Source organism: Acidovorax sp. GW823-FHT02H02, from assembly GCF_058797075.1.
In genome coordinates, this window is sequence record NZ_JBXAJH010000007.1 from 18,239 (window position 1) to 43,875 (window position 25,637).

Below are 25,637 nucleotides of genomic sequence, written 5' to 3' on the forward strand. Positions count from 1 at the left end.
GTGCATGGCGCCGGAGCCCGTTGTCTGAGGCCCTAGAATGTAACTCGATAACCACCCCACTTCAACCCATGTCCCTGCAAATCCTGCCCCTTCCACCCTCCGAACTGGGCGAATCCCCCTTCTGGCACCCCACGGAAAAATCCCTTTACTGGTGTGACATTCAGGGACAAGCAGTTCACGCATGGCATCCTGCCAGCGGCCGCCGCCGGCAATGGCGCATGCCCAGCGAGCCCGGCTGCTGCGCGCCAGCGGCCGATGGTCGATTAGTAATCGGGTTACGGAACGGTTTCTATCTTCTGGATACGGCGAAGGACAGCGCAGACCCCACCGCCCTCACCTGCCTGGCCCTGCTGCCGCCCGAGCAGCACGACACCACCGTGCTGCGCCTGAACGACGGCCGCTGCGACAGCGCAGGCCGCTTCTGGGCGGGCTCGGTCATCACGCCCCGCACCGCACCCCATGCCGCGCTGTGGCGCCTGCAGGCCGACCCGGCCAGCGCCACGGGCTATAGCGTGCGCCACATGGCGGGCGACAACTTCACCGCCAACGGCCTGGCCTTCAGCCCCGACAACCGCACGCTGTACTGGTCGAACACGCCGGAGCACCGCATTGACCGGTTCGACTTTGACGTGGCCACAGGCGAAATCACCCACCGGCGCCCCTGGGTGCGGTTCGACCGCAAGGTGGAAGGCCAACCCTACGGCGGCCGGCCCGATGGCGCGGCGGTGGATGTGGAGGGGAACTACTGGGTGGCGATGTATGAAGGGGCTTGTGTGCTGCAGCTCTCGCCAGCGGGCGAAGTGCTGCAGCGCATCGCGGTGCCGGTGCAGTGCCCGACCATGGTGTGCTTTGGCGGGGAGGACCTGCACACGCTGTACATCACATCGGCGCGCGCAAGCAGGCCTGCTCAAGAGCAGAAGACAGCGACTCCTGCGGGCTCGCTGTTCAGCGTGGAGGTGGGCGTTGCGGGACTGCCGGTGAACTTCTTCCAGCGCTGAATCCCCGCGCCAGCCTCGGAGCCTGTTTACGATCTACCAGGGGTCGCGCGCAACCTCTGCAGCAAGCCCGCCGTCGATCCATCGAGCCCGGCAACATCGCCGCTGTCCCAGCGCGCTTCCAGGTCCCTGGCCAGCACCTTGCCCAGCTCCACGCCCCACTGGTCAAAGCTGTTGATGCCCCACAGGCTGCCGCTCACGAACACGCGGTGCTCCTGCAGCGCAATCAGCGCGCCCAGCGATGCGGGGGTGAGGGCTTCGAGCAGCATGAGCGTGCTGGGACGGTTGCCCGGAAAGTGCCGGTGGCCGTCGTCGCTGGCCTTGCCCACCATCAGCGCCTGCGTTTGCGCCAGCGCGTTGGCCAGCAGCTTTTGCTGGTGGCCCGGCAGCGGGTGCGAGGCCTTGCGCACGGCCACGATCTCCAGCGGCAGCACGTCGGCGCCCTGGTGCAGCATCTGGAAGAACGCGTGCTGACCATTGGTGCCGGGCTCGCCCCACAGCACGGGCGATGTGATGCAGACCAGCGTGCTGCCGTCCTGCGCCACGCGCTTGCCGTTGCTCTCCATCTCCAGCTGCTGCAGGTAGGCCGAGTAGCGACCCAGCGCCGCATGGTAGGGCGCGATGCAGCGGCTGGTAAAGCCATGGAAGTTGCGGTACCAGACATCGAGCAGGCCCAGGCGCACGGGCAGGTTCTGCGCCAGCGGCGCGGTGCGGAAATGCTCGTCCATGGCATGGGCACCCGCAAGAAAGTCACGGAAACCCTGCGCGCCAATCGCGATGGCAATGGGCAGGCCAATCGCCGACCACAGCGAGTAGCGGCCGCCCACCCAGTCCCAGAAGCCGAAGGTGGTGGTGATGCCCATCGCACCCGCAGCCTCGATGTTGGTGGTGAGCGCTGCAAAGTGCCGCGCCACGTCGCGCCCGCCCTGGGCGACAAACCAAGTGAGCGCCGAGTGCGCATTCATCATGGTCTCGGCCGTGGTGAAGGTCTTGGACGCCACGAGGAACAGCGTGCTCTCGGGCCGCAGGCCTTGGAGCACATGGTGCAGCTCGTGGCCATCCACGTTCGAGACAAAGTGAAAGCGCTTGCCGGGGATGCGGAACTCTTCGAGCGCACGCACAGCCATGTGCGGGCCCAGGTCCGACCCGCCGATGCCGATGTTCACCACGTCGGTGATGGCAGCATCGCTGCGCACCTGCTCGGCGTACTGCAGCATGGCATCGAGCGTGCGGTGCACGCCGGCCAGGCGCTGCGCGGTCTCGGGCACATCACCGGGCAGGACCAGGCCCGCAGGGCGGCGCAGCAGCGTGTGCAGCACGGCGCGGTTTTCGGTGGTGTTGATGGCCTCGCCCGCAAACATCGCGTCGCGATGCTGCGCCAGGCCGCAATCGCGGGCCAGGTCCAGCAACAGCGCTTCGGTGTCGCGATCCCACAGGTTCTTGGACAGATCGGCAAACACATGCGGGGCCGACTGGCTGAAGCCGGCAAACCGCTGGGCGTCCTGCGCAAACGCCTGGCGCATGTCCAGGTACTGGCCGTGGGAGGAATAGTGGGCTGCCAACTGGGGCCATAGCGCAGACTGGTCGCAACGAAGGGGCATGGTCATCAAACGGGTAGGGTGAAAAGCGGCAGAATAGTAACTTGATTACACACAAAAATAACTCATGAACAGGTTCTTTTGGGTTACAAGCAATAGAAAAACGGCATCTTCCATCGGAAAACCATGTAACGTTATTACAATCCCGGGCAACAAAACGAACCACCCCATCACGGAGACACCATGAGTTTTGACCTCGTCCTGTTCGGCGGCACCGGCGACCTTGCCTGGCGCAAGCTGATGCCCGCATTGTTTCAGGCCTTCCGGCATGGCACGCTGCCCGAGGGGGGGCGCATCATCGCGGTGGCGCGCGACGACCTGAACGACGAACAATACCGCAGCCTGATCCAGTCGCGGTTCGACGGCGTGGAGCTGGCCAAGCGCCCCAGCCCGGATGAGTTCGCACGCTTTGCCGCGCTGCTGCACTACCTGCGCATGGACCTGGCCAACACCCAGGACTACGAGCGCCTGGCCGACACCCTGAAGGCGCGCGGGGCGGATTCAGTGGTGATGTACGTGGCCACCGCGCCCAGCCTGTTCACCAACGTGTGCGAACAGATCGCCGCCGTGGGACTGAACGGCCCCACCACCCGCGTGGTGCTGGAAAAACCCCTGGGCCACGACCTGCAGTCCAACCGCGCCATCAACGACACGCTGCGCCGCGTGCTCAAGGAAGAGCAGGTCTTTCGCATCGACCACTACCTGGGCAAGCCCTCGGTGCAGAACCTGTTCGCGCTGCGCTTTGGCAACGCCTTGTTCGAGCCCCTGTGGCGCCGCGAGACGATTGCCAACATCCAGATCACGATGGCCGAAGAGCTGGGCGTGGAGTCGCGCGGCGCGTTCTACGACCAGACTGGCGCGCTGCGCGACATGGTGCAGAACCATGCGCTGCAGCTGCTGTGCGCGATCGGCATGGAGCCCCCCATCAACTCCAGCGCCAACGCCATCCGCGACGAAAAGCTCAAGGTGCTGCAGTCGCTCAAGCCCTGGACGCAGGAAACCATCGGCCAGCATGTGATCCGTGGGCAATACGCGGCGGGCAACCTCCAGGGCCAGCCCGTGCCCGGCTACGCGCAAGAACAGGGCGTGGCCGCCGCCAGCAACACCGAGACCTTTGTGGCGCTGCGCACCGAGATCAGCAACTGGCGCTGGGCGGGCGTGCCGTTCTACATTCGCACCGGCAAGCGGCTGGCGGGGCGCGACGCGCACATCGTCATCAACTTCCGGCCGGTGCCGCACCCCATTTTCAAGACGCCTGCAGGCGCGGCCAACCGCCTGGTGATCAACCTGCAGCCCAAGGACGGACTGGAGCTGCACCTGATGGCCCAGGGCGCGGCCCAGCGCCAGGCCGAGCCCGCGCTGTCGCAGGTGCACTTGAACCTGGACTTTGACCAGCGCTTTGGCACCGAACGGGTGGGCGCCTACGAACGCCTGCTGCTGGACGTGATTGCCGGCCGCCTGAACCTGTTCGTGCGCAGCGACGAGCAGGAGGAAGCCTGGCGCTGGGTGGAGCCCATCCTGCAATACTGGAAGAACGACCCCACCGGCCCCCGCCCCTACCCCGCCGGCAGCTGGGGCCCGCGTGCCGCGAGCGCGATGATTGCGCGCGATGGGTATTGCTGGAGTGAAGAGATGTGACACGGAAAAAGGCCCGCCAGGGCCTTTTTCTCTGATCGCAGACAGATCAGCGGGAGGCGGGCACAGGCCCCACCAGCTCGATCGGCAACCCATCCGGGTCGGCAAAAAACGTGAACAGCGCCCCCGTGAACGGGTCCGTGCGCACCGGCTCCACGGCCACGCCATGTGCCATCAGGGCAGCCACGCTGGCCTCCATGTCGGCCACGCGCAGGGCCAGGTGGCGCAAGCCGCAGGCCTCGGGGTAAGAAGGGCGTGCGGGCCGGTGGGGGAAAGAAAACAACTCCACCTGCGTGCCGTCGGGCAGTTGGAGGTCGAGCTTGTACGACTGCCGCTCGGCGCGGTAATGCTCGTGCACCACCTGCAGGCCCAGCACTTCGGTGTAGAAGCAGCGCGAGCGCGCGTAGTCGCTGGCGATGATGGCCACATGGTGCACGCCGGTGGGCCGCAGCATAGGGAGCGGTGCGCTCGCCGGGCTGCCGCTCATGGGTCTGTACCCGCAATGTCCAGCGCGCGCGAGGCACCGTGCAGCGCGGGCGTGGCGCCGGGGTCGATGACCCAGCAGGGCATGGAGGCCAGGTAGGACTGGAACCGCCCCTTGGATTCAAACCGTGCGCGGAACGGGGACTGGTCAAACCAAGTGCCCAGGCGTGGCACCATGCCGCCGCCGATGAAGACACCACCGCGCGCCCCGAGCGTAAGCGCCAGGTTGCCCGCCACGCTGCCCAGGAAGCCGCAGAACAGCTCCAGCGCCTCCAGCGCCAGCGGGTCGTTGGCCTGCAGCGCGAGCTCAGTCACCTGCGCGGCCGAGCTGATCTCCTTGCCGCCGCGCTGAGCCAGCCGGCGCAGCGCGTGGTACAGGTCGACCAGCCCGGCACCACACACGGCGCGTTCGGCCGACACGTGGCCGTAGCGCTCTTGCAGGATGCCCAGCACATCGAATTCGCGCCGGGTCTGCGCGGCCAGCGTGACATGACCGCCCTCGCCCGACAGCGGCACCCCCAGGCTGGAGCCGGGCGGAAACACTAGCCCCGACACGCCCAGGCCCGTGCCCGGGCCCAGCAGCGCAATCGCGGCGCCCGGCACGGCCGCGCCGCCGCCCACCGGGCGCAGCTGCGCAGGGGTGAGCAGGGGCAGCGCCAGCGCAAGCGCGGTGAAGTCGTTGATGACCACCAGCCGCTCAAAACCAAACGCCTCGCGCACGGCGCGCTGCGAAAAGCTCCAGCTGTGGTTGGTCATGCGGATGGCATCGCCCGTGACCGGGTTGGCGATGCCAAAAGCAGCCTCGCGGGGGGTGGCGATGTTCACCTCGGCCAGGTAGGCCGACAGGGCGGCATCCACCGTGGGGAACTGTGCGCAGGGCAGCACACGGGTGTCGTGCAGGGGGCCATCGGGCTGGTCTTGCCAGGCCAGGCGGATGTTGGTGCCGCCAATGTCGGCCAGCAGGCGCAGGGGTGTCATGCGGTGTTTTAAGCAAAAACAGCTGCTAGCACTCGTAGTACATGCGCTAGAAGCTACTGTTTCAATAGCAAACAGACGGCAGAGAAGGCGGGTGCCCGGCGGCGTTCACGCCGCGCGGATCACGCCAGCCGATTCTCGCTGCTGGCGTCAAACCAGTGGGCGTTGGCGGGCTCCACCGCCAGGCCCACGGCGTCGCCGGGCTGCACGCGGGTCTGGGCATCGGTGCGCAGCGTGACGCTGCCCGCGGCCGTGTCCACCATCACATAGGTGTCGGGGCCCGTGGGCTCGACCACGCTGACGCGGCCGCGCCAGGGGGCTCTGTCCTGCATCACCAGGTGCTCGGGGCGCACGCCCAGCAGCACCTCGTTGACACTGGCGGGGGCTGCCAGGTTCAGGGCCGCGCCCTGGATGCCAAACTGCCCGCCCGTGGCCGCACCGCGCAGCAGGTTCATGGTGGGCGATCCAATGAAGGTGGCCACGTAGGTGTTGGCCGGGCGGTTGTAGATGTCGTCCGGCGTGCCCAGCTGCTGTACCACACCGCCCTTCATGACCGCGATGCGCGAGCCCAGCGTCATGGCCTCGACCTGGTCGTGCGTGACGTACACGCTGGTGATGCCGCTGGCCTGGTGCAGGCGCTTGATTTCGGCGCGCATCTCCACGCGCAGCTTGGCGTCCAGGTTGGACAGCGGCTCGTCGAACAAAAAGAGCTGCGGCTGGCGCGCCAGCGCCCGGCCCATGGCCACGCGCTGGCGCTGCCCGCCCGAGAGCTGGCTGGGCCGGCGGTCCAGCAGGTGGCTGATCTGCAACATGGCCGCCACTTCGTCGATGCGCTTTTGGCGCTCGGCCTTGGGCATCTTGCGCATCTCCAGCGCAAAGCCGATGTTGTCGGCCACGCTCAAGGTGGGGTACAGCGCATAGCTCTGGAACACCATGGCGATGTCGCGGTCGCGCGGGGGCATGCCCACCACGTTCTTGCCGCCGATGCGGATCTCGCCCTCGGTGGGCTCATCCAGCCCCGCAATGATGTTGAGCAGCGTGGATTTGCCGCAGCCCGAGGGGCCGACCAGGATGAGGAACTCGCCGGGGGCCACGTGGATGTCCACCTTGCGCAGCACCTCCACGCTTTTGTCGCCCTTGCCAAAGCGCTTGTTGATGCCTGCGATGTCGAGTGATGACGCCATGATTTATCCCTTCACTGCGCCGGCCGTCAGCCCGCGCACAAAAAATTTACCCGCCAGCACATAGATCACCATCGTGGGCAGGCCCGCGATGATGGCGGCCGCCATGTCCACGTTGTAGGCCTTCACACTGCTGCTGGTGTTGGCCAGGTTGTTCAGGCCCACGGTGATGGGCTTGGACTCGGTGCCCGAGAACACCACGCCAAACAGGAAGTCGTTCCAGATGTTGGTGAACTGCCAGATCAGCGTGACCATGACGATGGGCGTGGACAGCGGCAGCACGATGCGCCAGAAGATCTGCCAGAAGCTTGCGCCGTCCATGCGTGCCGCATTCACCAGCTCCTTGGGGATGGCCGCGTAGTAGTTGCGAAAGAACAGCGTGGTGCCCGCCAGCCCGGCCAGGCAGTGCACCAGCACCAGCCCGGTGATGGAGCTGGAAAGCCCCAGCCAGCCCAGCACCTGGCTCATGGGCAGCAGCACCACCTGGAAGGGCATGAACACGCCAAACAGCAGCAGGCCAAACAGGGTGTCGCTGCCGCGAAACTTCCACAGGCTCAGCACATAGCCGTTGAGCGCGCCCCACACGGTGGAGATCAGCACGGCCGGCACGGCCATGGCCACCGAGTTCCAGAAGAACGGGCGCAGGCCATTGCAGTCCACGCCCGTGCAGGCGCTCTGCCAGGCCGTGCCCCAGGCCGACCCGTTCAGCGCGGCGGGCAGTGCCAGCAGCGAGGTGCTGCGGATCTCCTCGGCGTCCTTGAACGAGGTGACCAGCATCGCATACAGCGGCAGCAGGAAGAACGCAGTGGCCAGGGCCAGCACGCCATAGACCAGCAGGCGCCCCAGCGACGGGAAAAGGGAGGGAGACACCGAGGAATTAGCGGTCATGGGGCTTGCTCCGCAGTTCGCTGTAAAGGTAAGGAATCACCAGGGCCGCCACGGTGGCCAGCATCATGGTGGCGCTGGCCGCGCCCAGGCCAATCTGGCCGCGCGAGAACGACATGGTGTACATGAAGGTGGCGGGCACATCGGTGGCAAAGCCGGGGCCGCCAGCGGTGAGCGCCATCACCAGATCAAAGCTCTTGATCGCGAGGTGCGACAGCACCATGAGCGTGGAAAAGAACACCGGCCGCAGTGCCGGCAGCACGATACGCCAGTAGATGCGCGGCAGCGAGGCGCCATCGACCTGCGCGGCCTTGATGATGCTGTCATCGATGCCGCGCAGCCCGGCCAGGAACAGCGCCATGGCAAAGCCCGCGCTTTGCCAGATGCCGGCGATGACCACGCAGTAGATGGCCATCTCGGTGTCCACCAGCCAGCCAAAGGTGAAGTTCGTGAAGCCCCAGTCCTGCATCAGTTTCTCCAGGCCCAGGCTGGGGTTGAGCAGCCACTTCCAGGCCGTGCCCGTGACCACGAACGACAGGGCCATGGGGTACAGGTAGATGGTGCGCAAAGCACCCTCGGCACGGATCTTCTGGTCCAGCAGCACGGCCAGCAACACGCCAATGGCCAGCGAGCCACCCACGTAGCCCACGCCGAAGATGCCCAGGTTTTTGAGCGCGACCCACCAGCGGTCCATCGCCCAGAGTTTTTCGTATTGCGCCAGACCGACCCACTCGTAGTTGGGCAGCATGCGCGAGGCGGACAGGCTCAGCACCCCGCTCCAGACCATCAGGCCATAGATAAAGGCGAAGCCCAGCACAAAGGCCGGGGCGACCACCAGCTTGGGCAGCCAGCTCTCCAGAGAATTCTTGGGCATCACCGGGCACCCCCTTCAGGAAGAAGCGACCCGCTCAGCAACGGTGCATGGCGGTCATTTTTCATGGCAGCGGAAAATTGTGGGCATGTGGCACCTGCATGGGAAAAAGTGGGCGCACACCCGGTGCGCACCAAAGAACAAAGTCACCTCGGAGTAACTCACACACTCAACGGCTTACCACCACACCTCGTACTGCACGCCCACCAGCGTGCGCGAGGTCTTGCCATTGGCGCCAAAGCTGCCTGCGTTGGCCACTGCGGCCGCCTGGTTCCAGTTGGCCTTGGTCACATACAGGCGCAGCTCGGGGCGCGACCAGAAGTCTTCCGACATGGCCAGGGCGCCTGCCAGCGTGGCCTTGGTCAGGCGCTGGTCGGCGCCCGAGCCCTTGCGGGTGGTGGTGGACAGCTCCACCAAGCCCTTGAAGTTCTTGCTGAACGCGTAGGAACCCCGGCCGCCCAGCGAGAAGTCCTTGGTCTCCACGCCGGTCAGATCCGCCTTGTTGGTCTGGTAGCCGATGAGGGCCTGGCCGCCAAACGGGCCGCTTTGCCAGTGAATGGAATCGGCGATACGGGTGGCGCGCTTGCCCGCGCTGGTGCCCTCGATGGCCTCGAACTCCCCGTCGATGCGGGCATGGCCGCGCGAGGTCTGCAGGTACAGCGTGTTGCTGATGCTGGGCAGCACAAACTCCTTTTGCGTGTGCATCAGCGAGATGCCGGACCCCGAACCGCCGCCCACCTGGTTCTTGCCGCCCACCGCCGTCAGCAGCACCCGCAGCTTGCCGCCGGGGTTGGTATTGATCTCGGACAGGTCGGCGTTGATGCGGTGCGCCTTCACGTTGTTGGGCAGGCCGCGGTCAAATTTGTCGCCGGTGAACACGCCCAGGCCCAGCTTCATGCCGCCGACGGGAATGTCGGTGACGCCGGCACCGATGTTGTCGCCATAGTTCAGCAAGAAGTAATCGACGATGTGCACGTCCTGGATACGCAGGCGGCGCTGGCCGGCCCAGAACCTGGCTTCGGGCGCAAACGCGAAGCCGCTCATCTCCACAAACGCCTGCTCGGTGCTGATGTCGCCGCTGCCCCACTTGGCGGGCATGTAGTTCACCTTCCACTTCACGCCACCGGCTTCGAAGCCCTTGGCGAAGTTGACTTCGATGCCGTTGTCGCCCTCGTTGCCCAGGCGGTATTTCTGCAGTTCGCCGCCCAGCGTCAGGTTGCCCTTGACGCCGTCCGAGTGGTTGAACACGGGGCCACCGCGGGAGTAGCCGTTGAACTCAAAGCCTGCTGCTTCCATGGCAAAGGCGCCATTCGCGCATGCGGCGGCCAAAGCCACCGCCGTCAGGCGGTTTCTTGTCGTCATGATGGGATCCCTCTGGGGTTGGTTTTAGTGCGTGTAGGTGCGTGTGTCGTACACGGCTTACTTGGTCTTCGCGGCGGTCGCGATCTTCTTCATGGCGTCGGCGACGCTCACCTTGTCGTCGTTCCAGAACTGGCTGACGGCATCCTTGATCGCCCCTTCGGTGGCAGGCGCAATCGCCATGCCATGGGCCACGCTGGGCACCAGGCCACCGCTCTTGGCAGTGTCAGCAAAGTCCTTGGCCGAGGCCTTGGCGCAGTCGTCGAACTTGTCCATCTTCTGTCCGGTGCGCACAGGGATCGAGCCCTTGTTGAGGTTGAACACCTCCTGGAACTCGGGGCTCATGATGGAGCTGGCCAGGTCGCTTTGCGCCTTCTGGGCCGCTGCGTCCTTGAGCTTGAACAGGATGAACGAATCCACGTTGAAGGTGAACGCACCCGCCGCGCCCGGTGCCGCCGCGCACTGAAACTCCTTGCCCGGCGCCTTGCCCGCCGCAATGAACTCGCCCTTGGCCCAGTCGCCCATCAGCTGAAAGCCCGCCTTGCCCTGGATGAGCATGGCCGTGGCCAGGTTCCAATCGCGGCCGGAAGCGCCCGGGTCGGTGTAGGTCTTGATGCGGCGGAAGGTCTCCAGCGACTTCTTCATGGTGTCGCTGTGGATGGCCTTGTCGTCCAGCTTGACCAGCGCGTCCTGGTAGAACTTGGCACCGCCCACACCCAGCACCACGGATTCAAAGGTGGTGAAGTCCTGCCAGTTCTGGCCGCCATGGGCCACCGGAATCAGGCCTGCGGCCTTGAGCTTGTCGGCAGCGGCAAAGAACTCGTCCCAGGTCTTGGGCATGCTCGCCACGCCCGCCTTCTTGAGCGCATCGGAGCTGGCCCACAGCCAGTTCACGCGGTGCACATTGACGGGGGCGGCCACGTAGCTGCCCTTGTACTTCATCACGTCGGCGACCACCTTGGGCAGCACCTCGTCCCACTTTTCGGTCTTGGCCAGCGCATCGACATTCGCCAGCACGCCTTCGGAGGCCCACTCCTGAATGGCCGGGCCCTTGGTCTGCGCGGCCGAGGGCGGGTTGCCCGAGATCACGCGGCTTTTCAGCACCGTCATGGCGCTGTCGCCACCACCACCGGCCACGGCAAAGTCGCGCCAGGTGTGGCCCTTGCCCTGCATGATCTTCTTGAGTTCGGCAGCCGACTTGGCTTCACCGCCCGAAGTCCAGTAGTGCAGGACCTCGACCTCCCCGGCACTGGCGGACATCGCTGCCGCCAGGCCCACCGCCAGTGCGGCGATCTTTGCCATCTTCCACATACCCTTGTCTCCTCGACGTTGTTGTCAGAATCTCGTGCTGCGCCTTGAATCCCATGTCGCTCAGCGCAGCCGGTACTTTAATTACAATAATTAATTTAACTCTCAGGGCTTTCCCTGAGAGTCGCGGCCAGGCCGCAGCGGGTCCGTTGCGGGGGCCTTTGTTATGCTCAATCCATGGCCACGATACTGATTGTCGAAGACGACGCCCTCCTGCTCGACGCGCTCACCGGCCAGCTCAAACAACTCGATTACAGCGTCTGCGCGGCCAGCAGCGTGGCGCAGGCCATGGCGCTTTTGCAGGCGCAGGCGGTGGACGGCATCATCCTGGACCTGGGCCTGCCGGGCGCCGACGGCATGGAGCTGCTGGTCTGGGCCCGCGCGCGTATCACCGGCTTGCCCGTGCTGATCCTCACGGCCCGCGATGGTGTCGATGACCGCGTGCTGGGCCTGAACGCCGGGGCCGACGACTACATCACCAAGCCCTTCAACATGCAGGAGCTGCAGGCCCGCCTGCAGGCCATGCTGCGCCGCGCACGGCAGCCCGCCTTCACCCAGGCCAGCAGCGCGGCGGGCGTCGCCAGCACCACCATCGGCCCCCTGGTGCTGGACCACGCCAGCCATGCCGCCGCGCTGAACGGCGACCTGTTGGAGCTGACCCAGCGCGAGTGGGAGCTGCTGGAACTGCTGGCCCACCGCTGCGGCGAAGTCGTCACGCGCGACGATGTGCTGGCCGCCTGGCGCGCCAGCCCGCCCGAGCCCGGGCAAACCGCGGCCCCTCTGAACTCCAATGCGCTGGAGGTGTATGTGCACCGCCTGCGCAAGAAGCTGGACGCATCGCCCCTGAACATCCGCAATATCCGCGGCCTGGGCTACATGCTCGCCAAGCCATGAAAATGCCCTCCTCCCTTCCGAGGCGCTGCGCCTCGGGCCATTGACGTGCGGCAGGTCCCCGGCGTATCCCTGCAGCGCAAGCTGCTGCTGTGGCTGCTGCTGCCGCAGCTGGTGCTGTGGTTGTCGGGCGGGTTTCTGGCGTGGCGCATTGCGCTGCAAAACGGCGAGAAGGGCATTGACCAGACACTGACCCAGTCGGTGCGGGCGCTGGCGCGGCAGATCAAACCGATCGGCGACGGGCTGCTGGTGGATTTTCCGAAGGCCGCGCAGGACATCCTGGAGCAAGACCCGGCCGACCCCATTAGCTACATGGTGTCATCCCCGCCCGGGCGCTTCCTGCTGGGCAACGCACAGCTGCCGCCACCGCCCCAGGTCGATGTGGCCGTGGGCGAGGCGTTTCTGTACCAAGCGCGGGTGGACGACAAACCGGTGCGCGTGGCCTTGCTGGATGTGGATTACGGCACCGCCTCCACCCGCCAGCGCCTGCGCGTGCAGGTGGCCCAGAGCCTCACCGTGCGCGAGCGCATTGCGCAAGAGCTGCTGGAGCGCATGGTGTTCCCCATGGGCTTGATGGGCCTTGCCCTGAGTGCCGTGGTGTACGCGGGCGTACTGCGCGGACTGCAGCCCCTCAAGCGCCTGGAGGCGCAGATCGAGCGCGCGCGTGCACTGCCCCACACGGGCACCACGCCGCTGCCGCCCATCGAGCTGACCTCCGCCCCGCAAGAAGTGCATTCGCTGGCCAGCACCATCAACCGCCTGCTGGAGACCGTGGCGCGCGGCCAGCAAAAGGAAAAGCGCTTTTTGAACGACGCCGCCCACCAATTGCGCACGCCGCTCGCCGGCCTCATCGGCCAGACCGAGCTGGCCCTGCACGAAAGCCATGAACCCGCCGTGCAGGCCCGCTTGCAAAAGGTGCTGTCGGCCGCGCAACGCAGTGCCCACCTGGTGCACCAGCTGCTGCAGCTGGCGCGCTCGGAATCGAACGTGGAGATGCAGTCCATCGACCTGGCCGCGCTGGCCCGCGAGGTGGCCCGCGAATGGGCCGCCCGCGCACTGGCCCAGGGCATGGACCTGGGCTACGAGGGCGTGGACCACCTGCCCGCGCAGGGCCACCCGCTGCTGCTGCGCGAGGCGCTCAACAACCTCATCGACAACGCGCTGCATTACGCCGACCCCGGCGCCACCGTGACGGTACGTGTGGGCCACGAAGCGCCCGGGCACTGGGCGCTGCTGGTGGTGGAAGACGACGGGCCGGGCGTGCCTGCCGAGCACCTGGGCGACCTGTTTGCGCGCTTCTGGCGCGGATCGGACAAGGCGGGGGGATGCGGGCTGGGGCTGTCGATCGTGGAAGAGATCGCGCTGCGCCACGGGGGGCGGACGGTGGCCGAGGGACTGGTGCCGAAGGGGTTGCGGGTGGGGATGCGCTTGCCTGCGGGGTGACCTTTGGTTGTTGTGACGGGTTTCGCCCGTGCCTTATGCCTTCAATCCAGCTGCACCCGGTCAAAGATGACCCGCACAAGCCGCGCAAACCGGTGGTAGTTGCGCTCGGGATGGGCCACAAGGCGTCATTTCGCTGCCAATAGTTCGGTGGTTGGCAAGAAAAGCAATGCCGCGGAACGCCCGAGGCTGCGCTATCACAGTCCTCGGGGAGTTGTGCAGGTCAGCGTTTGCGCACCACCACGCTGCCGATGGAGTAACCCGCGCCAAAGGAGCAGATCACGCCCAGGTCGCCGGCCGCCAGATCGGCCCGGTGCTTGTGGAAGGCGATGATGGAACCGGCCGATGCGGTGTTGGCGAACTCGTCCAGGATCAGGGGCGCCACATCGGCGCCCGCGTCCGCGCCCACCAGCTTCTTGATGACCAGCTGGTTCATGCCCTGGTTGGCCTGGTGCAGCCAGTAGCGGCGCACCGCCGTGGGCGCCTGGTCCAGCGCCGCCAGATGGGCCTCGATGTGGGCGGCGGCCAGCGGCACCACTTCCTTGAAGACCTTGCGGCCTTCCTGGCGGAAGGTCTTGTCGCGCGCGTTCGGATCGCTGTCCTCGCTGCGGTTGAGAAACCCGAAATTGTTGCGGATGGCATTGGAGAACTGGGTGACCAGCTTGGTGCCCACCACCTCCCACTGGTCGGCCGCTGTGGCGCAGTCGGCCCGCTCGATGATGAGCGCCGTGCAGACATCGCCAAAGATGAAATGGCAGTCGCGGTCGTTCCATGCCTGGTGGCCCGAGGTGATCTCGGGGTTGACCACCAGCACGCATTTCGCGCTGCCCGTGCGCACGGCGTTGACGGCCTGCTCGATCGCAAAGGTGGCCGACGAGCAGGCCACGTTCATGTCGAAACCATAGCCACCGGCCCCCAGCGCCTGCTGGATCTCGATGGCCATGGCGGGGTAGGCGCGCTGCATGTTGGCCGCCGAGCACAGCACGGCATCGATCTGGTCGCCGGTCTTGCATGCGGCGTCCAGCGCCTGGCGCGCGGCCTCCACGGCAATCTCGGCCATCAATGACAGCTGATCGTCGGGCCGCTCGGTGAAGCGCGGGTACATGCGCGCGGGGTCCAGCACGCCGGTTTTTTCCAGCACATAGCGCTGCTGGATGCCCGAGGCCTTTTCGATGAATTCGACGCTGGAATAGGTCAGGGGCGCACGCACGCCGGCCGCAATATCGTCGGCAAAGCGCGCGTTTTCCTGGTCCACATGGCGGTTGAAGGATTCAACCAGCTCGGCATTGGTGATGGTGTGCGGGGGCTGGTAAATGCCGGTTCCGCTGATGACAACTGCGTGCATGGATCAATTCCTGTTGCCCGAACTCCAGGCAGGGTGCGCAAGTGTACGAGCCCCGGCAAGACCGGCGCGAGCGCCAGATACCGAGGTCAACGCATGCAATCAGGCCGCCTGGATGAGTTTTTCCAGCTTCACGGCATCGGCCGCAAAGCTGCGGATGCCCTCGGCCAGCTTCTCGGTGGCCATGGCATCTTCATTCAGCGCGAAGCGGAAACCCGCCTCGTCGTACTGGACCGCAGGCAGCGGCATGGCACGTGCGGCGTCGGCATTGATCGCCGGTTGCAAGGGCGCATCGGAGGCCGCCAGCTGCGCCAGCAGCTCAGGCGCAATGGTCAGCAGGTCGCAGCCCGCCAGTGCGGTGATCTGGCCAACATTGCGAAAGCTCGCACCCATCACCTCGGTGGCGATGCCGAAATGCTTGTAATGGTTGTAGATCTGCGTGACCGATTGCACGCCGGGGTCGTTGGCACCGCTGCGCGCGGCCTCGTCCCAGCTGGCGCCGGCCTGCTTCTTGTACCAGTCGTAGATGCGGCCCACGAACGGCGAGATCAGCTGCACCCTGGCCTGCCCGCAGGCCACGGCCTGGCAGAACGAGAACAGCAGCGTGAGGTTGGTGTGGATGCCGCGCTGCTCCAGCTTTTCTGCGGCCTTGATGCCCTCCCAGGTGGCAGCCACCTTGATGAGCACGCGGTCGATATGAATGCCCTGCGCCTGGTACAGCTCGATGATGCGTTCGGCCCGCGTCACGGTGGCGCTGGTGTCAAAGCTCAGGCGTGCATCGACCTCGGTGGATACGCGCCCCGGGATGGTGGCCAGGATCTCGCAGCCAAAGCGCACCAGCAGGCGGTCGATCACCTCGTCCATGGGGCGATCCTTCCACTGGGCCACCGTGGACTGCAGCAGGGGCGCGTATTCGGGCTTTTGCACCGCCTTGAGGATCAGCGAGGGGTTGGTGGTGGCGTCCTGGGGCTGGAACTGCGCCAGCTGCTTGAAGTCGCCGGTGTCGGCAACCACGGTGGTGAACTGTTTGAGGGCGTCAAGCTGATTCATGGCGAAAGTCTCATGGAGTGGGCGGTGGACAAGCCGGCGCCCACGCATGTTTTGCCGGGGCGACGGCAATCCGCAAGTGTAGACGGCCCGTTACCGCGACCGTTCTCGCCATGAAACCAAGTTACATTGTCGTGACATCGTTTCTGTTTTTCCGTGGAATTGACATGCTGGACCGCATCACCGCCTCCCTGCCCTCCCTGGCCCCCGCCGAGCAACGCGTGGGCCGGCTGGTGCTGGCCGACGCCCGCGCGTTTGCCCGCCTGCCCGTGCGCGAGCTGGCCGAGCGCGCCCACGTCAGCAAGCCCACCGTGGTGCGCTTTTGCCGCAGCATGGGCTATGACGGGCTGGCCGACTTCAAGCTCAAGCTGGCCGGCAGCGTGAGCGAGGGCGTGCCCTTCATCCACCGCAGCGTGGATGTGGACGACAAGACCGGCGATGTGCTGGTGAAGGTGGTGGACAACGCCGTGGCGGCCTTTTTGCAATACCGCAACGCCGCCAGCACCGGGGCCATCGAACGCGCCGCTGAAGCCATCACCAGCACCTGGAAGGCCGGCAAGCGCATCGAGTTCTATGGCGCGGGCAATTCCGGCTTCGTGGCGCAGGACGCGCAGCACAAGTTCTTTCGCCTGGGCGTGACCTCGATCGCCACCAGCGACGGCCATATCCAGGTGATGAGCGCCACCCTGCTCGGCCCGGGCGATTGCGCGGTGATCATCTCCAACTCGGGCCGCACGCGCGACCTGATGGACGCCGCCGACATTGCGCGCAAGAACGGCGCCACCACCATCGCCATCACCGCCAGCGGCTCGCCGCTGGCCAGTGCCTGCAATATCCACCTGGCCGCCGACCACCCCGAGGGCTATGACCGCTACAGCCCCATGGTGTCGCGGCTGCTGCACCTGCTGGTGATTGACGTGCTGGCCACCTGCGTGGCACTGCGCATCGGCCCCTCGCTGCAACCGGTGCTGCAGCAGATGAAAGAGAACCTGCGGGCCAAACGCTATACGTGAAGCCCCCTGAGCCGCTTCGCGTCATCCCCCAAAGGGGGACGCCACCCGTGGCCCGGCAAAGCCGGTTCCACGGCGGCACTGGTATGGGGCGCGCTGGGTTCAAGGGCGGCTGTTGATGCAGGCCCTTAATCCAGCGTCACACCGGCTTCGCGGATCACCTTGCCCCACTTGGTGGTCTCGGACGCCAGAAAAGCGTCGCAAGCCTCGGGCGTTGTGCCTTCGGCAAAGGTGCCCATGGTTTCGAGCTTGGCGCGGGTTTCTTCGCTGTGGATGATCTGGTTGACCGCCTCCGACATGCGCTTGACGATGTCGCGCGGCGTGCCGGCGGGTGCAATCATGCTGGCCCAGGTGCTGCCCAGCATGCCTGGAATGCCCTGCTCCACAAAGGTGGGCACATCGGGCAGGATGGGCAGGCGTTTTTCACTGGCTACGCCAATCAGACGGATGCGACCGGTCTTGGCGGGCTGAATCAGGTTGGGCGGGGGATCGAGGAACAGCGGCACCTGGCCGCCCAGCAGATCGGTGAGCGCGGGCGTGGCCCCACGGTACGGGATATGCACCATGAAGGTCTTGGTCAGCGTCTTGAACAGCTCGCTGGTCAGGTGCGCCGCCGAGCCGCTGCCCGACGAGGCAAAACTCACCTTGCCGGGGTTGGCCTTGGCGTAGGCCACCAGTTCCCTGGTGTTCTTGAACGGTGCATTGAGGGACACGGCCGCCACCAGCGGCGAAATGCCCAGCAATGACACACCCACCAGATCCTTGCGTGCGTTGTAGGGCAGCTTGGGGTAGAGCGTGTTGTTGGCGGTAAAGGCCGGAATCACCACGCCGAAGGTGTGCCCGTCGGGCGCCGATTTGGCCACCGCATCGACGCCGATGATGCTGTTGGCGCCGGGCTTGTTGTCGATCACCACGGGCTGGCCCAGCTGCTTTTGCAGGCCCACCTGCAGCAGGCGCGCCATCTGGTCGGTAAAACCCCCGGCCGTGTAAGGCACGATGATCCTGATCGGCTTGCTTGGCCAGGCCGACTGCGCCAGCGATGGCAGGGCCGCGCTGGCCAACGCGGCGGAGGCAGCCTGCACCAGGGTGCGGCGGGAAAGGTCGATGCCCATGGATGTTGTCTCCTTTTGCATGGAATATGGCGATACCGCTTAGCAAATAAGCACTTGCGGCTATCCCATGGATAGCCATCCAATGCCCGTCAAAGCGCCTTGACCAGTTCCGGAACAGCCGCAAACAGATCCGCCTCCAGCCCATAGTCGGCCACGCTGAAGATCGGCGCCTCGGGATCCTTGTTGATCGCCACGATCACCTTCGAGTCCTTCATGCCCGCCAGGTGCTGGATCGCCCCCGAGATGCCCGCTGCCACGTACAGCTGCGGCGCCACGATCTTGCCGGTCTGGCCCACTTGCCAGTCGTTGGGGGCGTAGCCTGCGTCCACCGCTGCGCGGCTGGCGCCGAGAGCAGCGCCCAGCTTGTCGGCCAGCGGGGTCATGACTTCGTCGAACTTTTCCTTGCTGCCCAGCGCCCGGCCACCCGAGACGATGATCTTGGCGGCCGTGAGTTCGGGGCGGTCGCTCTTGGCGATTTCGCTGCCCATGAACTTGCTCTTGCCTGCATCGTTGGTGGCGGTTGCGGTTTCCACTGCGGCGCAGCCACCGGTGGCAGCTGCGGCGTCAAAGCCGGTAGTGCGCACGGTGATGATCTTGATGCTGTCTGCGCTTTGCACGGTGGCGATGGCGTTGCCGGCGTAGATGGGGCGCTCGAAGGTGTCTTGGCTCACCACCTTGGTGATGTCGCTGATCTGGGCGACGTCGAGCTTGGCTGCCACGCGCGGGGCGACGTTCTTGCCGCCTGCGGTGGCGGGGAACAGGATGTGGCTGTAGTTGCCTGCGATGGCCAGCACTTGCGCTGCGACGTTCTCGGCCAGGCCGTGTTCGAGGCCGGGGGCGTCGGCGTGGATGACTTTGGCGACGCCGGCAATTTGTGCAGCGGCCTGGGCGGCGGCGCCTGCGTTGTGGCCGGCGACCAGGATGTGGACTTCGCCACCGCAGGCGGCTGCGGCGGTGACGGTGTTGAGGGTGGCGCCCTTGATGGTGGCGTTGTCGTGTTCAGCAATAACGAGGGTGGTCATTTCTTGTGCTCCTTAGATGACTTTGGCTTCGTTTTTCAGCTTTTCCACCAGGGCGGCGACGTCGGCCACTTTGATGCCGGCGCCGCGTTTGGCGGGTTCGGTCACCTTCAGGGTTTTGAGGCGCGGGGCTACATCGACGCCGAGGTCTTCGGGCTTGACGGTGTCGAGCTGCTTTTTCTTGGCCTTCATGATGTTGGGCAAGGTGACGTAGCGGGGCTCGTTCAGGCGCAGGTCGGTGGTGATGACTGCGGGCAGCGAGAGTTGCAGGGTTTCCAGGCCGCCGTCGACTTCGCGGGTGACGCTGACTTGGTCGGCCGTGAGTTCAACCTTGCTGGCAAAGGTGGCCTGGGGCAGGTCGGCCAGGGCAGCGAGCATCTGGCCGGTCTGGTTGGCGTCGTCGTCGATGGCTTGTTTGCCCAGGATGATGAGGCCCGGTTGTTCCTTGTCCACCAGGGCCTTGAGCAGCTTGGCCACGGCCAGGGGCTGCAGTTCTTCGTTCGTCTCCACCAGGATGGCGCGGTCGGCACCGATGGCCATGGCGGTGCGCAGGGTTTCCTGGCATTGCGCCACGCCGCAGCTGACGGCAATGACTTCGGCGACCAGGCCTTTTTCTTTCAGGCGCACCGCCTCTTCAACGGCGATTTCGTCAAACGGGTTCATGCTCATCTTCACGTTGGCAATGTCCACTCCGCTGCCGTCCGATTTCACGCGGACTTTCACGTTGTAGTCCACCACGCGTTTGACTGGGACCAGGATTTTCATCAGAAGGTTTCCTTGTGGATTGGAGAAATAAATGCGGATATGCGCGCCGGCATGGCGGCCTTACTCGGAGGCAATTCCCTTGTCGCGGATCAGCTGGCCCCAGCGGGTGTAGTCCTGCTGCACGCGCTGGCCCATTTGCGCCGGGTCCTGGAAATTGGCGATGGCGCCCGCGTGCAGCAGCTTGTCCTGGATTTCCTTGTCGGCCAGGATCTGCTTGACCTCACCCGCAATGCGCTCGACCACGGCCTTGGGCGTGCCCGCTGGCGCCAGCAGGCCGCCCCACGACACGGCGTCGTAGCCCTTGATACCCTGCTCGGCAATGGTTTTCACATCGGGCAGCATGGCCACGCGCTGTGGCGAGCCCACGGCGATGGCGCGCAGCTTGCCCGCCTGGATGTGCGGCAGTGCAGCCACCAGGTCGGCATACATGATGGGCACCTGGCCGCCAATGGTGTCGGTGATGGCCGGCACGCCGCCCTTGTAGGGCACGTGCTGCATGTCAAAAGCCGCCATCTGCTTGAGCAGCTCCATGCTCAGGTGGCCAAAGCTGCCGGCGCCCGAGCTGGTGTAGTTGAGCGGCGTCTTTTGCGCCTTGGCGTTGGCGATAAGGCTCTTGAGGTCGGTCACATCGGGCAGCAGTTTGGGATTGACCACCACCACGATGGGCAGGTCATACACCGTGGCCACGGGGGTGAAGTCTTTCACCGTGTCGTAGCCTGCCTTCTTGTACAGGTGCGGCGCCAGCAGCGTGGGCGTGGCCAGCATCATCAGCGTGTAGCCGTCGGGAGCGCTTTTGCTGACCTGGGCGGCGGCAATCGACCCGGAGGCGCCCGCCTTGTTCTCGACGAGTACGGTCTGCTTGAGACGCTCGCCCAGCTTCTGGCCGACGATGCGCGACGCCGTATCGGTAGGCCCGCCCGCCGGGAAGGGCACGATCAGCTTGATCATCTTGTCGGGCCAGGCGGCCTGCTGCGCCATGGCGCTGCCCAGCAACAGCGGAACGGTGGCCAGCGCCAACGCGGCGCGGCGGGTGAATCGGGTCAACGATGGAGTGGGAGAAAAAGGCATGCTGCCTCCTTGTCAGTGGGTGGGATGGAACGGGTCAGTCGAGGCGGGTGCCAGCTACTTCAAAACAGACTCTGGCCACTCCCTGGAATGCGTCAGAAGCACTCATTTTTGAATCAATCCAGCGGCGGCAGCGTCAGCACGCCCTTGTCGCGCAGGGCCTGCAGTTCGCTCTCGGGCAGTTGCAGCAGCTGCTGCAGCACCTCGCGCGTGCCCTCGCCCAGCGTGGGCGGGGCGTTGCGGATGGGCAGGCGCTGGCCGTCCATGCGATAGGGCGGCGCAAACACCGGCGTGGTGCCCACCACCGGGTGGGGCATGTCCTGCACCAGCTGGCCGCGGCGGGTGCGCTCGCTGGTCAGGGCTTCGTGCAGGCCTGCCACCTTGCCGCAGGGGATGCCAGCGGCGGTGAGGCGCTGCAGCAGCACTTCGCGCGGGAAGCTGGCAACCAGCTCCTTGAGCTTGGGCCCCAGCTCCAGGCGGTTCTTGGCGCGCTCCACGTTGGTGGCAAAGCGCGGGTCTTCGACGATGTCGGGGCGCGCTATGACCTGGCGGCAGAACTTGTCGAACTGCGCGTTGTTGCCCACGGCGATGATCAGCGGGCCGTCGGCGGCTTCGTACATGCCGTAGGGCACGATGGACGGGTGGGCGTTGCCGTAACGCTCGGGGTCGTGGCCCAGCTTGAGCGCGTCCAGCCCGTAGTAGCCGGTCACCATCAGGCCGCAGTCGTACAGCGCCATCTCGATATGGCGGCCCAGGCCGGTGCGCGTGCGCTGGAACAGCGCGGCCAGCACGGCCTGGGCCGCGTACATGCCCGTCATCAAATCGACCACGGCCACGCCGAACTTCAGCGGCGGCTGGTTGGCCTCGCCGTTGAGGGCCATCAGGCCCGCCTCGCCCTGGATCACCAGGTCGTAGCCGGGGCGCTTGGCCTCGGGGCCGGAGCTGTCGTAACCGGCCACCGAGCAGTAGATCAGGCCGGGCTTGAGGGCCTTGAGCTGCTCGTAGCCCAGGCCCAGTTTTTCTGCACCACCGGTCTTGAAGTTCTGGATCACCACATCGCACCGGGGCAGCAGGTCGTGGATGATTTTCACCCCCTCGGGCGTCTGCAGATCGACGGTGATGGACCGCTTGCTGCGGTTCATGCTGTTGTAGTAGGTGGTTTCGGTCTTGCCGATGCGCAGGCCCCAGTCGCGCGTGTCGTCGCCGCGGCCGGGGTGTTCCACCTTGATGACGTCTGCGCCAAAGTCGGCCAGCACCATGCCGCACATGGGTCCTGCAAAAACGCGCGACAGATCCAGCACGCGCACGCCTTGCAGCGGCAGGTCTTGGGTCTTGGCTTCGGTCATGAAACGTCTCCTTGCAATGGTTTCAGCGGGGTGTGCGCAGCCGCGCAAAATCGGGGGTGCGCTTTTCCAGAAAGGCGCCTATGCCCTCGCGCGACTCTTCGGTCTCCTGCGACAGCGGCATGTACAGCGCCTCCAGATCGAGCTGCTGCTCCAGCGTGTTGCGCGGCGCCATGCGGCACAGGTGCTTGATGCGCGCGGTGGCCAGCTCGGGGCCTGCGGCAATCTGCTGCGCCAGGGCCAGCGCCGTGTGCAGCGCCTGGCCGGGTTCGGTCAGGCGGTTGACCACGCCCAGCTGGTGCATGCGCTCGCCGCTGACACGCTCACCCGTCAGGCACAGCTCGGTGAGCACCTGGCGCGACACAAACTCGGCCAGCAGCGCCGTGGCGCCACCGTCGGGCGTCAGGCCCACCTTGACGTAGGCCACCGAGAACTGTGCATTCTTCGCCGCCACCAGCATGTCGCCGGCCAGCGCCAGCGACAGGCCGGCACCTGCGGCGGCGCCCTCCACGGCCATGATCACGGGCTTGGGGCAGTCGCGCAGGGCGCGCACCAGGTTGTGCAGAAGCTCCAGGCGCTGGCGGCGCTCGGCAATGGGCAGCTCGCGCCGGTGGACGAGCTGGCGCAGGTCGCCGCCGGAGCAGAAATGCCCACCCTCGCCAGTCAACACCACGGCGCCTATGGAGGTGTCGCACGCCGCCGCGTGCAGCGCCTGCGTGAGTCCAGCATAGAAACCCGGCGTGAGCGCATTGCGCGCGCCGGGGTTGTTGTTGGACAGCACGAGCACCGCGCCATCGCGGCGGGTGAGCAGGGCGCTGTCCGGCGCGTTATCCAGGGCGTTGTCGGTCACGGGCATCTCCTATGCTATCCATTTTGTAGCTATTTGCGCTTTCTGCGAAAGGGCCTTGCGCTATTTTTATCTTGAACCCCCTCTTCAAACAAAGAGAGGGACTCAAGAGACCGGCCTCAGGCAGCCAGTGCCATCCAGCGCGCCAGATGGTGGTCCATGTCGCCAAGCTGGTGGTCGATCATCACCAGGCGCTTGGCGTAGTGGGCCAGCGGCAGCTCCCAGGTCACGCCGATGCCGCCGTGCAGCTGGATCGCCTCCTCGGCAATCAGCGTGCCGATCTTGCCCACGCTGTACTTGGCGGCAGACAAGACCTTTTCCCGCGCCACGCGGTCGGTGTCGTCCATGGCGGCGGCGGCGTTGATCACGGCCGAGCGCGCCTGCTCCACCTCCAGCAGCATGTCGGCCATGCGATGCTGCAGGGCCTGGAAGCTGCCAATCGGCACGCCAAACTGCTTGCGCGTGCGCAGGTATTCGAGCGTGTCGCCCTTGGCCTTGTCCATGGCGCCCAGGCTCTCGGCCGCCAGCGCCAGCAGGCCAAAACCGGTGATGCGCTCCAGCAGCGCGTGGCCCGCGCCCTCTGCACCCAGCAGCGCGTCTGCACCCACCTGCACGCCGCTCAGGACCAGCTCGGCCGCGTGGCCGCCATCGATGCGGCCATAGCCGCGCGCCGTGATGCCCGGGGTGTTGCCCGGCACCAGGAACAGCGAGATGCCAGCCTGGTCGCCTACCGCGCCACTGGTGCGCGCGCTGACCAGCAGCAACTGCGCCTGGTCACCAAACAACACCACGGCCTTGGCGCCATCCAGCACCCAGCCGTTGCCGTTCTTCCTGGCGGTGGTGGCAACGCGATTGAGCTCGTAGTGGTTGGCGGGCTCGTCGTGCGCCAGCGCGGCCAGCGTGGAGCCACCGATGATGCCTTCGAGCTGCGCCTTTTGCGCCTCGCTGCCCGCCTCGGTCAAGGCACGGCCGACCAGCAGCGCGCCCAGCAGGGGCTCGGCCACCAGATGGTTGCCCAGGGCCTCGAACACCAGGGCGATGTCGGGGCCTTGCCCGCCAAAGCCGCCCTGCTCTTCCGTGAACAGCGCGCCGATGGCGCCGATCTCGGCCAGCTTGGCGTAGGTCTCGGCGCTGTAGCCGGTGCTGCCATAGGCCGTGGTGTTGCGGTATTCGGCCGGGTATTGCTCGCTCAGGTAGCGGCCCAGGGCGTCCGCCAGCATGCGGCGGTCTTCGTTGTGTTCAAAGTTCATGGCGATTCCTTCACAGCCCCAGGAGCATCTTGGAGATGATGTTGCGCTGGATTTCGTTGGAGCCGCCGAAGATCGACAGCTTGCGGTAGTTGAAGTAGGCGGCGGCGGCGGTGGCGGCCTCCTTGGGGCCGACGGGCGCATCCTGGTACTCGGCAAACTGCGCCTCTTCGATGAAGGGCAGCGCGTACGGCCCCATGGCGCGGCGCGTCAAAGACAGCAGCTCCTGGCGGATCACCGTGCCGCGGATCTTGAGCATGGAGCTCTCAGCCCCCGGCACGCCGCCGCCCTGCACCGCTGCGATCACACGCAGATTGGTCGTGGCCATGTTGTTCAGGTCGATCTCGACCTGCGCCATGCGCGTGGCGAACTGCGGGTCCTGGTTCAAAGGCTTGCCATTGCGCTGCACGCGGCTGGCGATGGCCTTGAGCTTTTCCAGCGCAGCCATGGAGAAACCCACACCGGCGATGCCCGTGCGCTCGTAGGTCAGCAGGTACTTGGCGTAGGTCCAGCCCTTGTTCTCCTCGCCCACCAGGTTCTCCAGGGGCACCTTCACGTCGGTCAGGAACACTTCGTTGACCTCGGCATCGCCGTCCAGGGTGCGGATGGGGCGCACCTCCACGCCGGGCTGGTTCATGTCGATCAGCACAAAGCTGATGCCCGACTGGGCCTTGGCCTGCTTGTCGGTGCGCACCAGGCAGAACATCATGTTGGCGTGCTGGCCCTGGGTGGTCCAGGTCTTCTGGCCGTTGACGATGTAATGGTCGCCCGCGCGCACCGCCGTGGTCTTGAGGCTGGCCAGGTCCGAACCCGCGCCGGGCTCGGAATAGCCCTGGCACCACCAGTCATCGCCGTTCAGGATGCGCGGCAGCCAGTGCTTTTTCTGGGCCTCGTTGCCAAACTTGATCAGCACCGGACCCAGCATGGACAGCCCAAAGGGCACCAGGCGCGGGGCGCCTGCCATGGCGCATTCATCGTCAAAGATGAACTTCTGGATGGCCGACCAGCCGGTGCCGCCATGCTCGGCTGGCCAGTGGTAGGCCAGCCAGCCCTTCTTGTTCAGGATGGCGTGCCAGCCCTCCTGGTCGGCGCGCGTCAGGCGCTGGCCAGCCTTGACCTTGGTGGCCAATGCGGGCGGCAGGTGGTCTGTGAGAAACGAGCGCACCGCGACGCGGAACGCCTCTTCTTCGGGAGTGAATTGCAAATCCATTTCTTGCCT

Annotated in this window: 23 protein-coding genes; 5 read left to right on the top strand and 18 right to left on the bottom strand. The window is 65.9% G+C overall.

Annotated features, from left to right (window positions below):
* Positions 1-68 precede the first annotated feature (68 nt).
* Positions 69-998 (top strand): SMP-30/gluconolactonase/LRE family protein, encoded by a 930-nt coding sequence (locus AC1RDS_RS09365; RefSeq protein WP_492226871.1) that lies wholly within the window; start codon positions 69-71, stop codon positions 996-998.
* Between the two features lie 26 nt (positions 999-1,024).
* Here the strand turns inward: AC1RDS_RS09365 and pgi are convergent, their stop codons facing one another.
* A complete protein-coding gene (gene pgi, locus AC1RDS_RS09370; RefSeq protein WP_492226872.1) occupies positions 1,025-2,602 on the bottom strand; it encodes a glucose-6-phosphate isomerase in 1,578 nt (525 codons plus the stop codon).
* Positions 2,603-2,776: 174 nt separating this feature from the next.
* Here pgi and zwf point away from each other — a divergent pair, with 174 nt between their 5' ends.
* Positions 2,777-4,231, top strand: a complete 1,455-nt coding sequence (gene zwf / locus AC1RDS_RS09375) for a glucose-6-phosphate dehydrogenase (RefSeq protein ID WP_492226873.1) — start codon at positions 2,777-2,779, stop codon at positions 4,229-4,231.
* A gap of 46 nt (positions 4,232-4,277) precedes the next feature.
* On the opposite strand, the gene gloA2 is transcribed toward zwf, so the two are convergent.
* The 7 genes from gloA2 to AC1RDS_RS09410 form a co-directional block, all read right to left on the bottom strand.
* Positions 4,278-4,715: an SMU1112c/YaeR family gloxylase I-like metalloprotein gene (gloA2, locus tag AC1RDS_RS09380; protein WP_092700243.1), complete on the bottom strand. Its 438-nt coding sequence runs from the start codon at positions 4,713-4,715 to the stop codon at positions 4,278-4,280.
* Positions 4,712-5,689 carry a glucokinase gene (glk, locus tag AC1RDS_RS09385; RefSeq protein WP_092700240.1) on the bottom strand — a complete coding sequence of 326 codons (978 nt, stop codon included), beginning with the start codon at positions 5,687-5,689 and terminating at the stop codon, positions 4,712-4,714. Before glk ends, gloA2 begins: the two co-directional genes overlap by 4 nt.
* A 119-nt stretch (positions 5,690-5,808) precedes the next feature.
* Positions 5,809-6,870, bottom strand: a complete 1,062-nt coding sequence (locus tag AC1RDS_RS09390) for an ABC transporter ATP-binding protein (protein ID WP_092700237.1) — start codon at positions 6,868-6,870, stop codon at positions 5,809-5,811.
* Positions 6,871-6,873: 3 nt separating this feature from the next.
* Positions 6,874-7,755 (bottom strand): carbohydrate ABC transporter permease, encoded by an 882-nt coding sequence (locus tag AC1RDS_RS09395; protein ID WP_092700234.1) that lies wholly within the window; start codon positions 7,753-7,755, stop codon positions 6,874-6,876.
* Positions 7,745-8,626 carry a carbohydrate ABC transporter permease gene (locus AC1RDS_RS09400; protein WP_092700231.1) on the bottom strand — a complete coding sequence of 294 codons (882 nt, stop codon included), beginning with the start codon at positions 8,624-8,626 and terminating at the stop codon, positions 7,745-7,747. The genes AC1RDS_RS09395 and AC1RDS_RS09400 overlap by 11 nt, the downstream gene beginning before the upstream one ends.
* Positions 8,627-8,800: 174 nt before the next feature.
* Positions 8,801-9,985 carry a carbohydrate porin gene (locus AC1RDS_RS09405; protein WP_483069165.1) on the bottom strand — a complete coding sequence of 395 codons (1,185 nt, stop codon included), beginning with the start codon at positions 9,983-9,985 and terminating at the stop codon, positions 8,801-8,803.
* A 57-nt stretch (positions 9,986-10,042) separates the two neighbouring features.
* The gene (locus tag AC1RDS_RS09410) at positions 10,043-11,293 is read right to left on the bottom strand and encodes an ABC transporter substrate-binding protein (protein WP_092700228.1); all 1,251 of its coding nucleotides are present in this window, start codon (positions 11,291-11,293) and stop codon (positions 10,043-10,045) included.
* 174 nt (positions 11,294-11,467) lie between these two features.
* Here AC1RDS_RS09410 and AC1RDS_RS09415 point away from each other — a divergent pair, with 174 nt between their 5' ends.
* Positions 11,468-12,184: a response regulator transcription factor gene (locus tag AC1RDS_RS09415; RefSeq protein WP_287879932.1), complete on the top strand. Its 717-nt coding sequence runs from the start codon at positions 11,468-11,470 to the stop codon at positions 12,182-12,184.
* A 45-nt stretch (positions 12,185-12,229) separates the two neighbouring features.
* Positions 12,230-13,624, top strand: coding sequence for a sensor histidine kinase (locus AC1RDS_RS09420; protein WP_092700222.1), 1,395 nt, complete (start codon positions 12,230-12,232; stop codon positions 13,622-13,624).
* 220 nt (positions 13,625-13,844) lie between these two features.
* Here AC1RDS_RS09420 and AC1RDS_RS09425 read toward each other — a convergent pair whose 3' ends face one another.
* Both AC1RDS_RS09425 and tal read right to left on the bottom strand, forming a co-directional pair.
* Positions 13,845-14,966: a beta-ketoacyl-ACP synthase III gene (locus AC1RDS_RS09425; protein ID WP_092700219.1), complete on the bottom strand. Its 1,122-nt coding sequence runs from the start codon at positions 14,964-14,966 to the stop codon at positions 13,845-13,847.
* Between the two features lie 99 nt (positions 14,967-15,065).
* A complete protein-coding gene (tal, locus tag AC1RDS_RS09430) occupies positions 15,066-16,013 on the bottom strand; it encodes a transaldolase (RefSeq protein ID WP_092700216.1) in 948 nt (315 codons plus the stop codon).
* A gap of 164 nt (positions 16,014-16,177) precedes the next feature.
* Between tal and AC1RDS_RS09435 the strand changes: the two genes are divergently transcribed.
* Positions 16,178-17,023 (top strand): MurR/RpiR family transcriptional regulator, encoded by an 846-nt coding sequence (locus AC1RDS_RS09435; RefSeq protein ID WP_092700212.1) that lies wholly within the window; start codon positions 16,178-16,180, stop codon positions 17,021-17,023.
* A gap of 125 nt (positions 17,024-17,148) precedes the next feature.
* On the opposite strand, the gene AC1RDS_RS09440 is transcribed toward AC1RDS_RS09435, so the two are convergent.
* The 8 genes from AC1RDS_RS09440 to AC1RDS_RS09475 all read right to left on the bottom strand — a co-directional run bounded on the left by AC1RDS_RS09440 (position 17,149) and on the right by AC1RDS_RS09475 (position 25,628).
* Positions 17,149-18,132 (bottom strand): tripartite tricarboxylate transporter substrate binding protein, encoded by a 984-nt coding sequence (locus AC1RDS_RS09440; protein ID WP_092700209.1) that lies wholly within the window; start codon positions 18,130-18,132, stop codon positions 17,149-17,151.
* Positions 18,133-18,221: 89 nt separating this feature from the next.
* Complete coding sequence (locus tag AC1RDS_RS09445) at positions 18,222-19,154, bottom strand: electron transfer flavoprotein subunit alpha/FixB family protein (protein ID WP_492226874.1); 933 nt, start codon at positions 19,152-19,154, stop codon at positions 18,222-18,224.
* 12 nt (positions 19,155-19,166) lie between these two features.
* Entirely contained in the window at positions 19,167-19,916 is a 750-nt protein-coding gene (locus tag AC1RDS_RS09450; RefSeq protein WP_492226875.1) for an electron transfer flavoprotein subunit beta/FixA family protein, read from the bottom strand.
* Positions 19,917-19,976: 60 nt separating this feature from the next.
* Positions 19,977-20,984, bottom strand: coding sequence for a Bug family tripartite tricarboxylate transporter substrate binding protein (locus AC1RDS_RS09455; protein ID WP_092697680.1), 1,008 nt, complete (start codon positions 20,982-20,984; stop codon positions 19,977-19,979).
* Between the two features lie 113 nt (positions 20,985-21,097).
* Positions 21,098-22,327: a CaiB/BaiF CoA transferase family protein gene (locus tag AC1RDS_RS09460; RefSeq protein WP_092697679.1), complete on the bottom strand. Its 1,230-nt coding sequence runs from the start codon at positions 22,325-22,327 to the stop codon at positions 21,098-21,100.
* A 22-nt stretch (positions 22,328-22,349) separates the two neighbouring features.
* The gene (locus AC1RDS_RS09465; RefSeq protein ID WP_092697678.1) at positions 22,350-23,180 is read right to left on the bottom strand and encodes an oxepin-CoA hydrolase, alternative type; all 831 of its coding nucleotides are present in this window, start codon (positions 23,178-23,180) and stop codon (positions 22,350-22,352) included.
* A gap of 110 nt (positions 23,181-23,290) precedes the next feature.
* Positions 23,291-24,421: an acyl-CoA dehydrogenase family protein gene (locus AC1RDS_RS09470; RefSeq protein ID WP_287877088.1), complete on the bottom strand. Its 1,131-nt coding sequence runs from the start codon at positions 24,419-24,421 to the stop codon at positions 23,291-23,293.
* Positions 24,422-24,431: 10 nt separating this feature from the next.
* On the bottom strand, positions 24,432-25,628 hold the full coding sequence (locus tag AC1RDS_RS09475) for an acyl-CoA dehydrogenase family protein (RefSeq protein WP_092697676.1): 1,197 nt from the start codon (positions 25,626-25,628) through the stop codon (positions 24,432-24,434).
* Between the last annotated feature and the right edge of the window lie 9 nt (positions 25,629-25,637).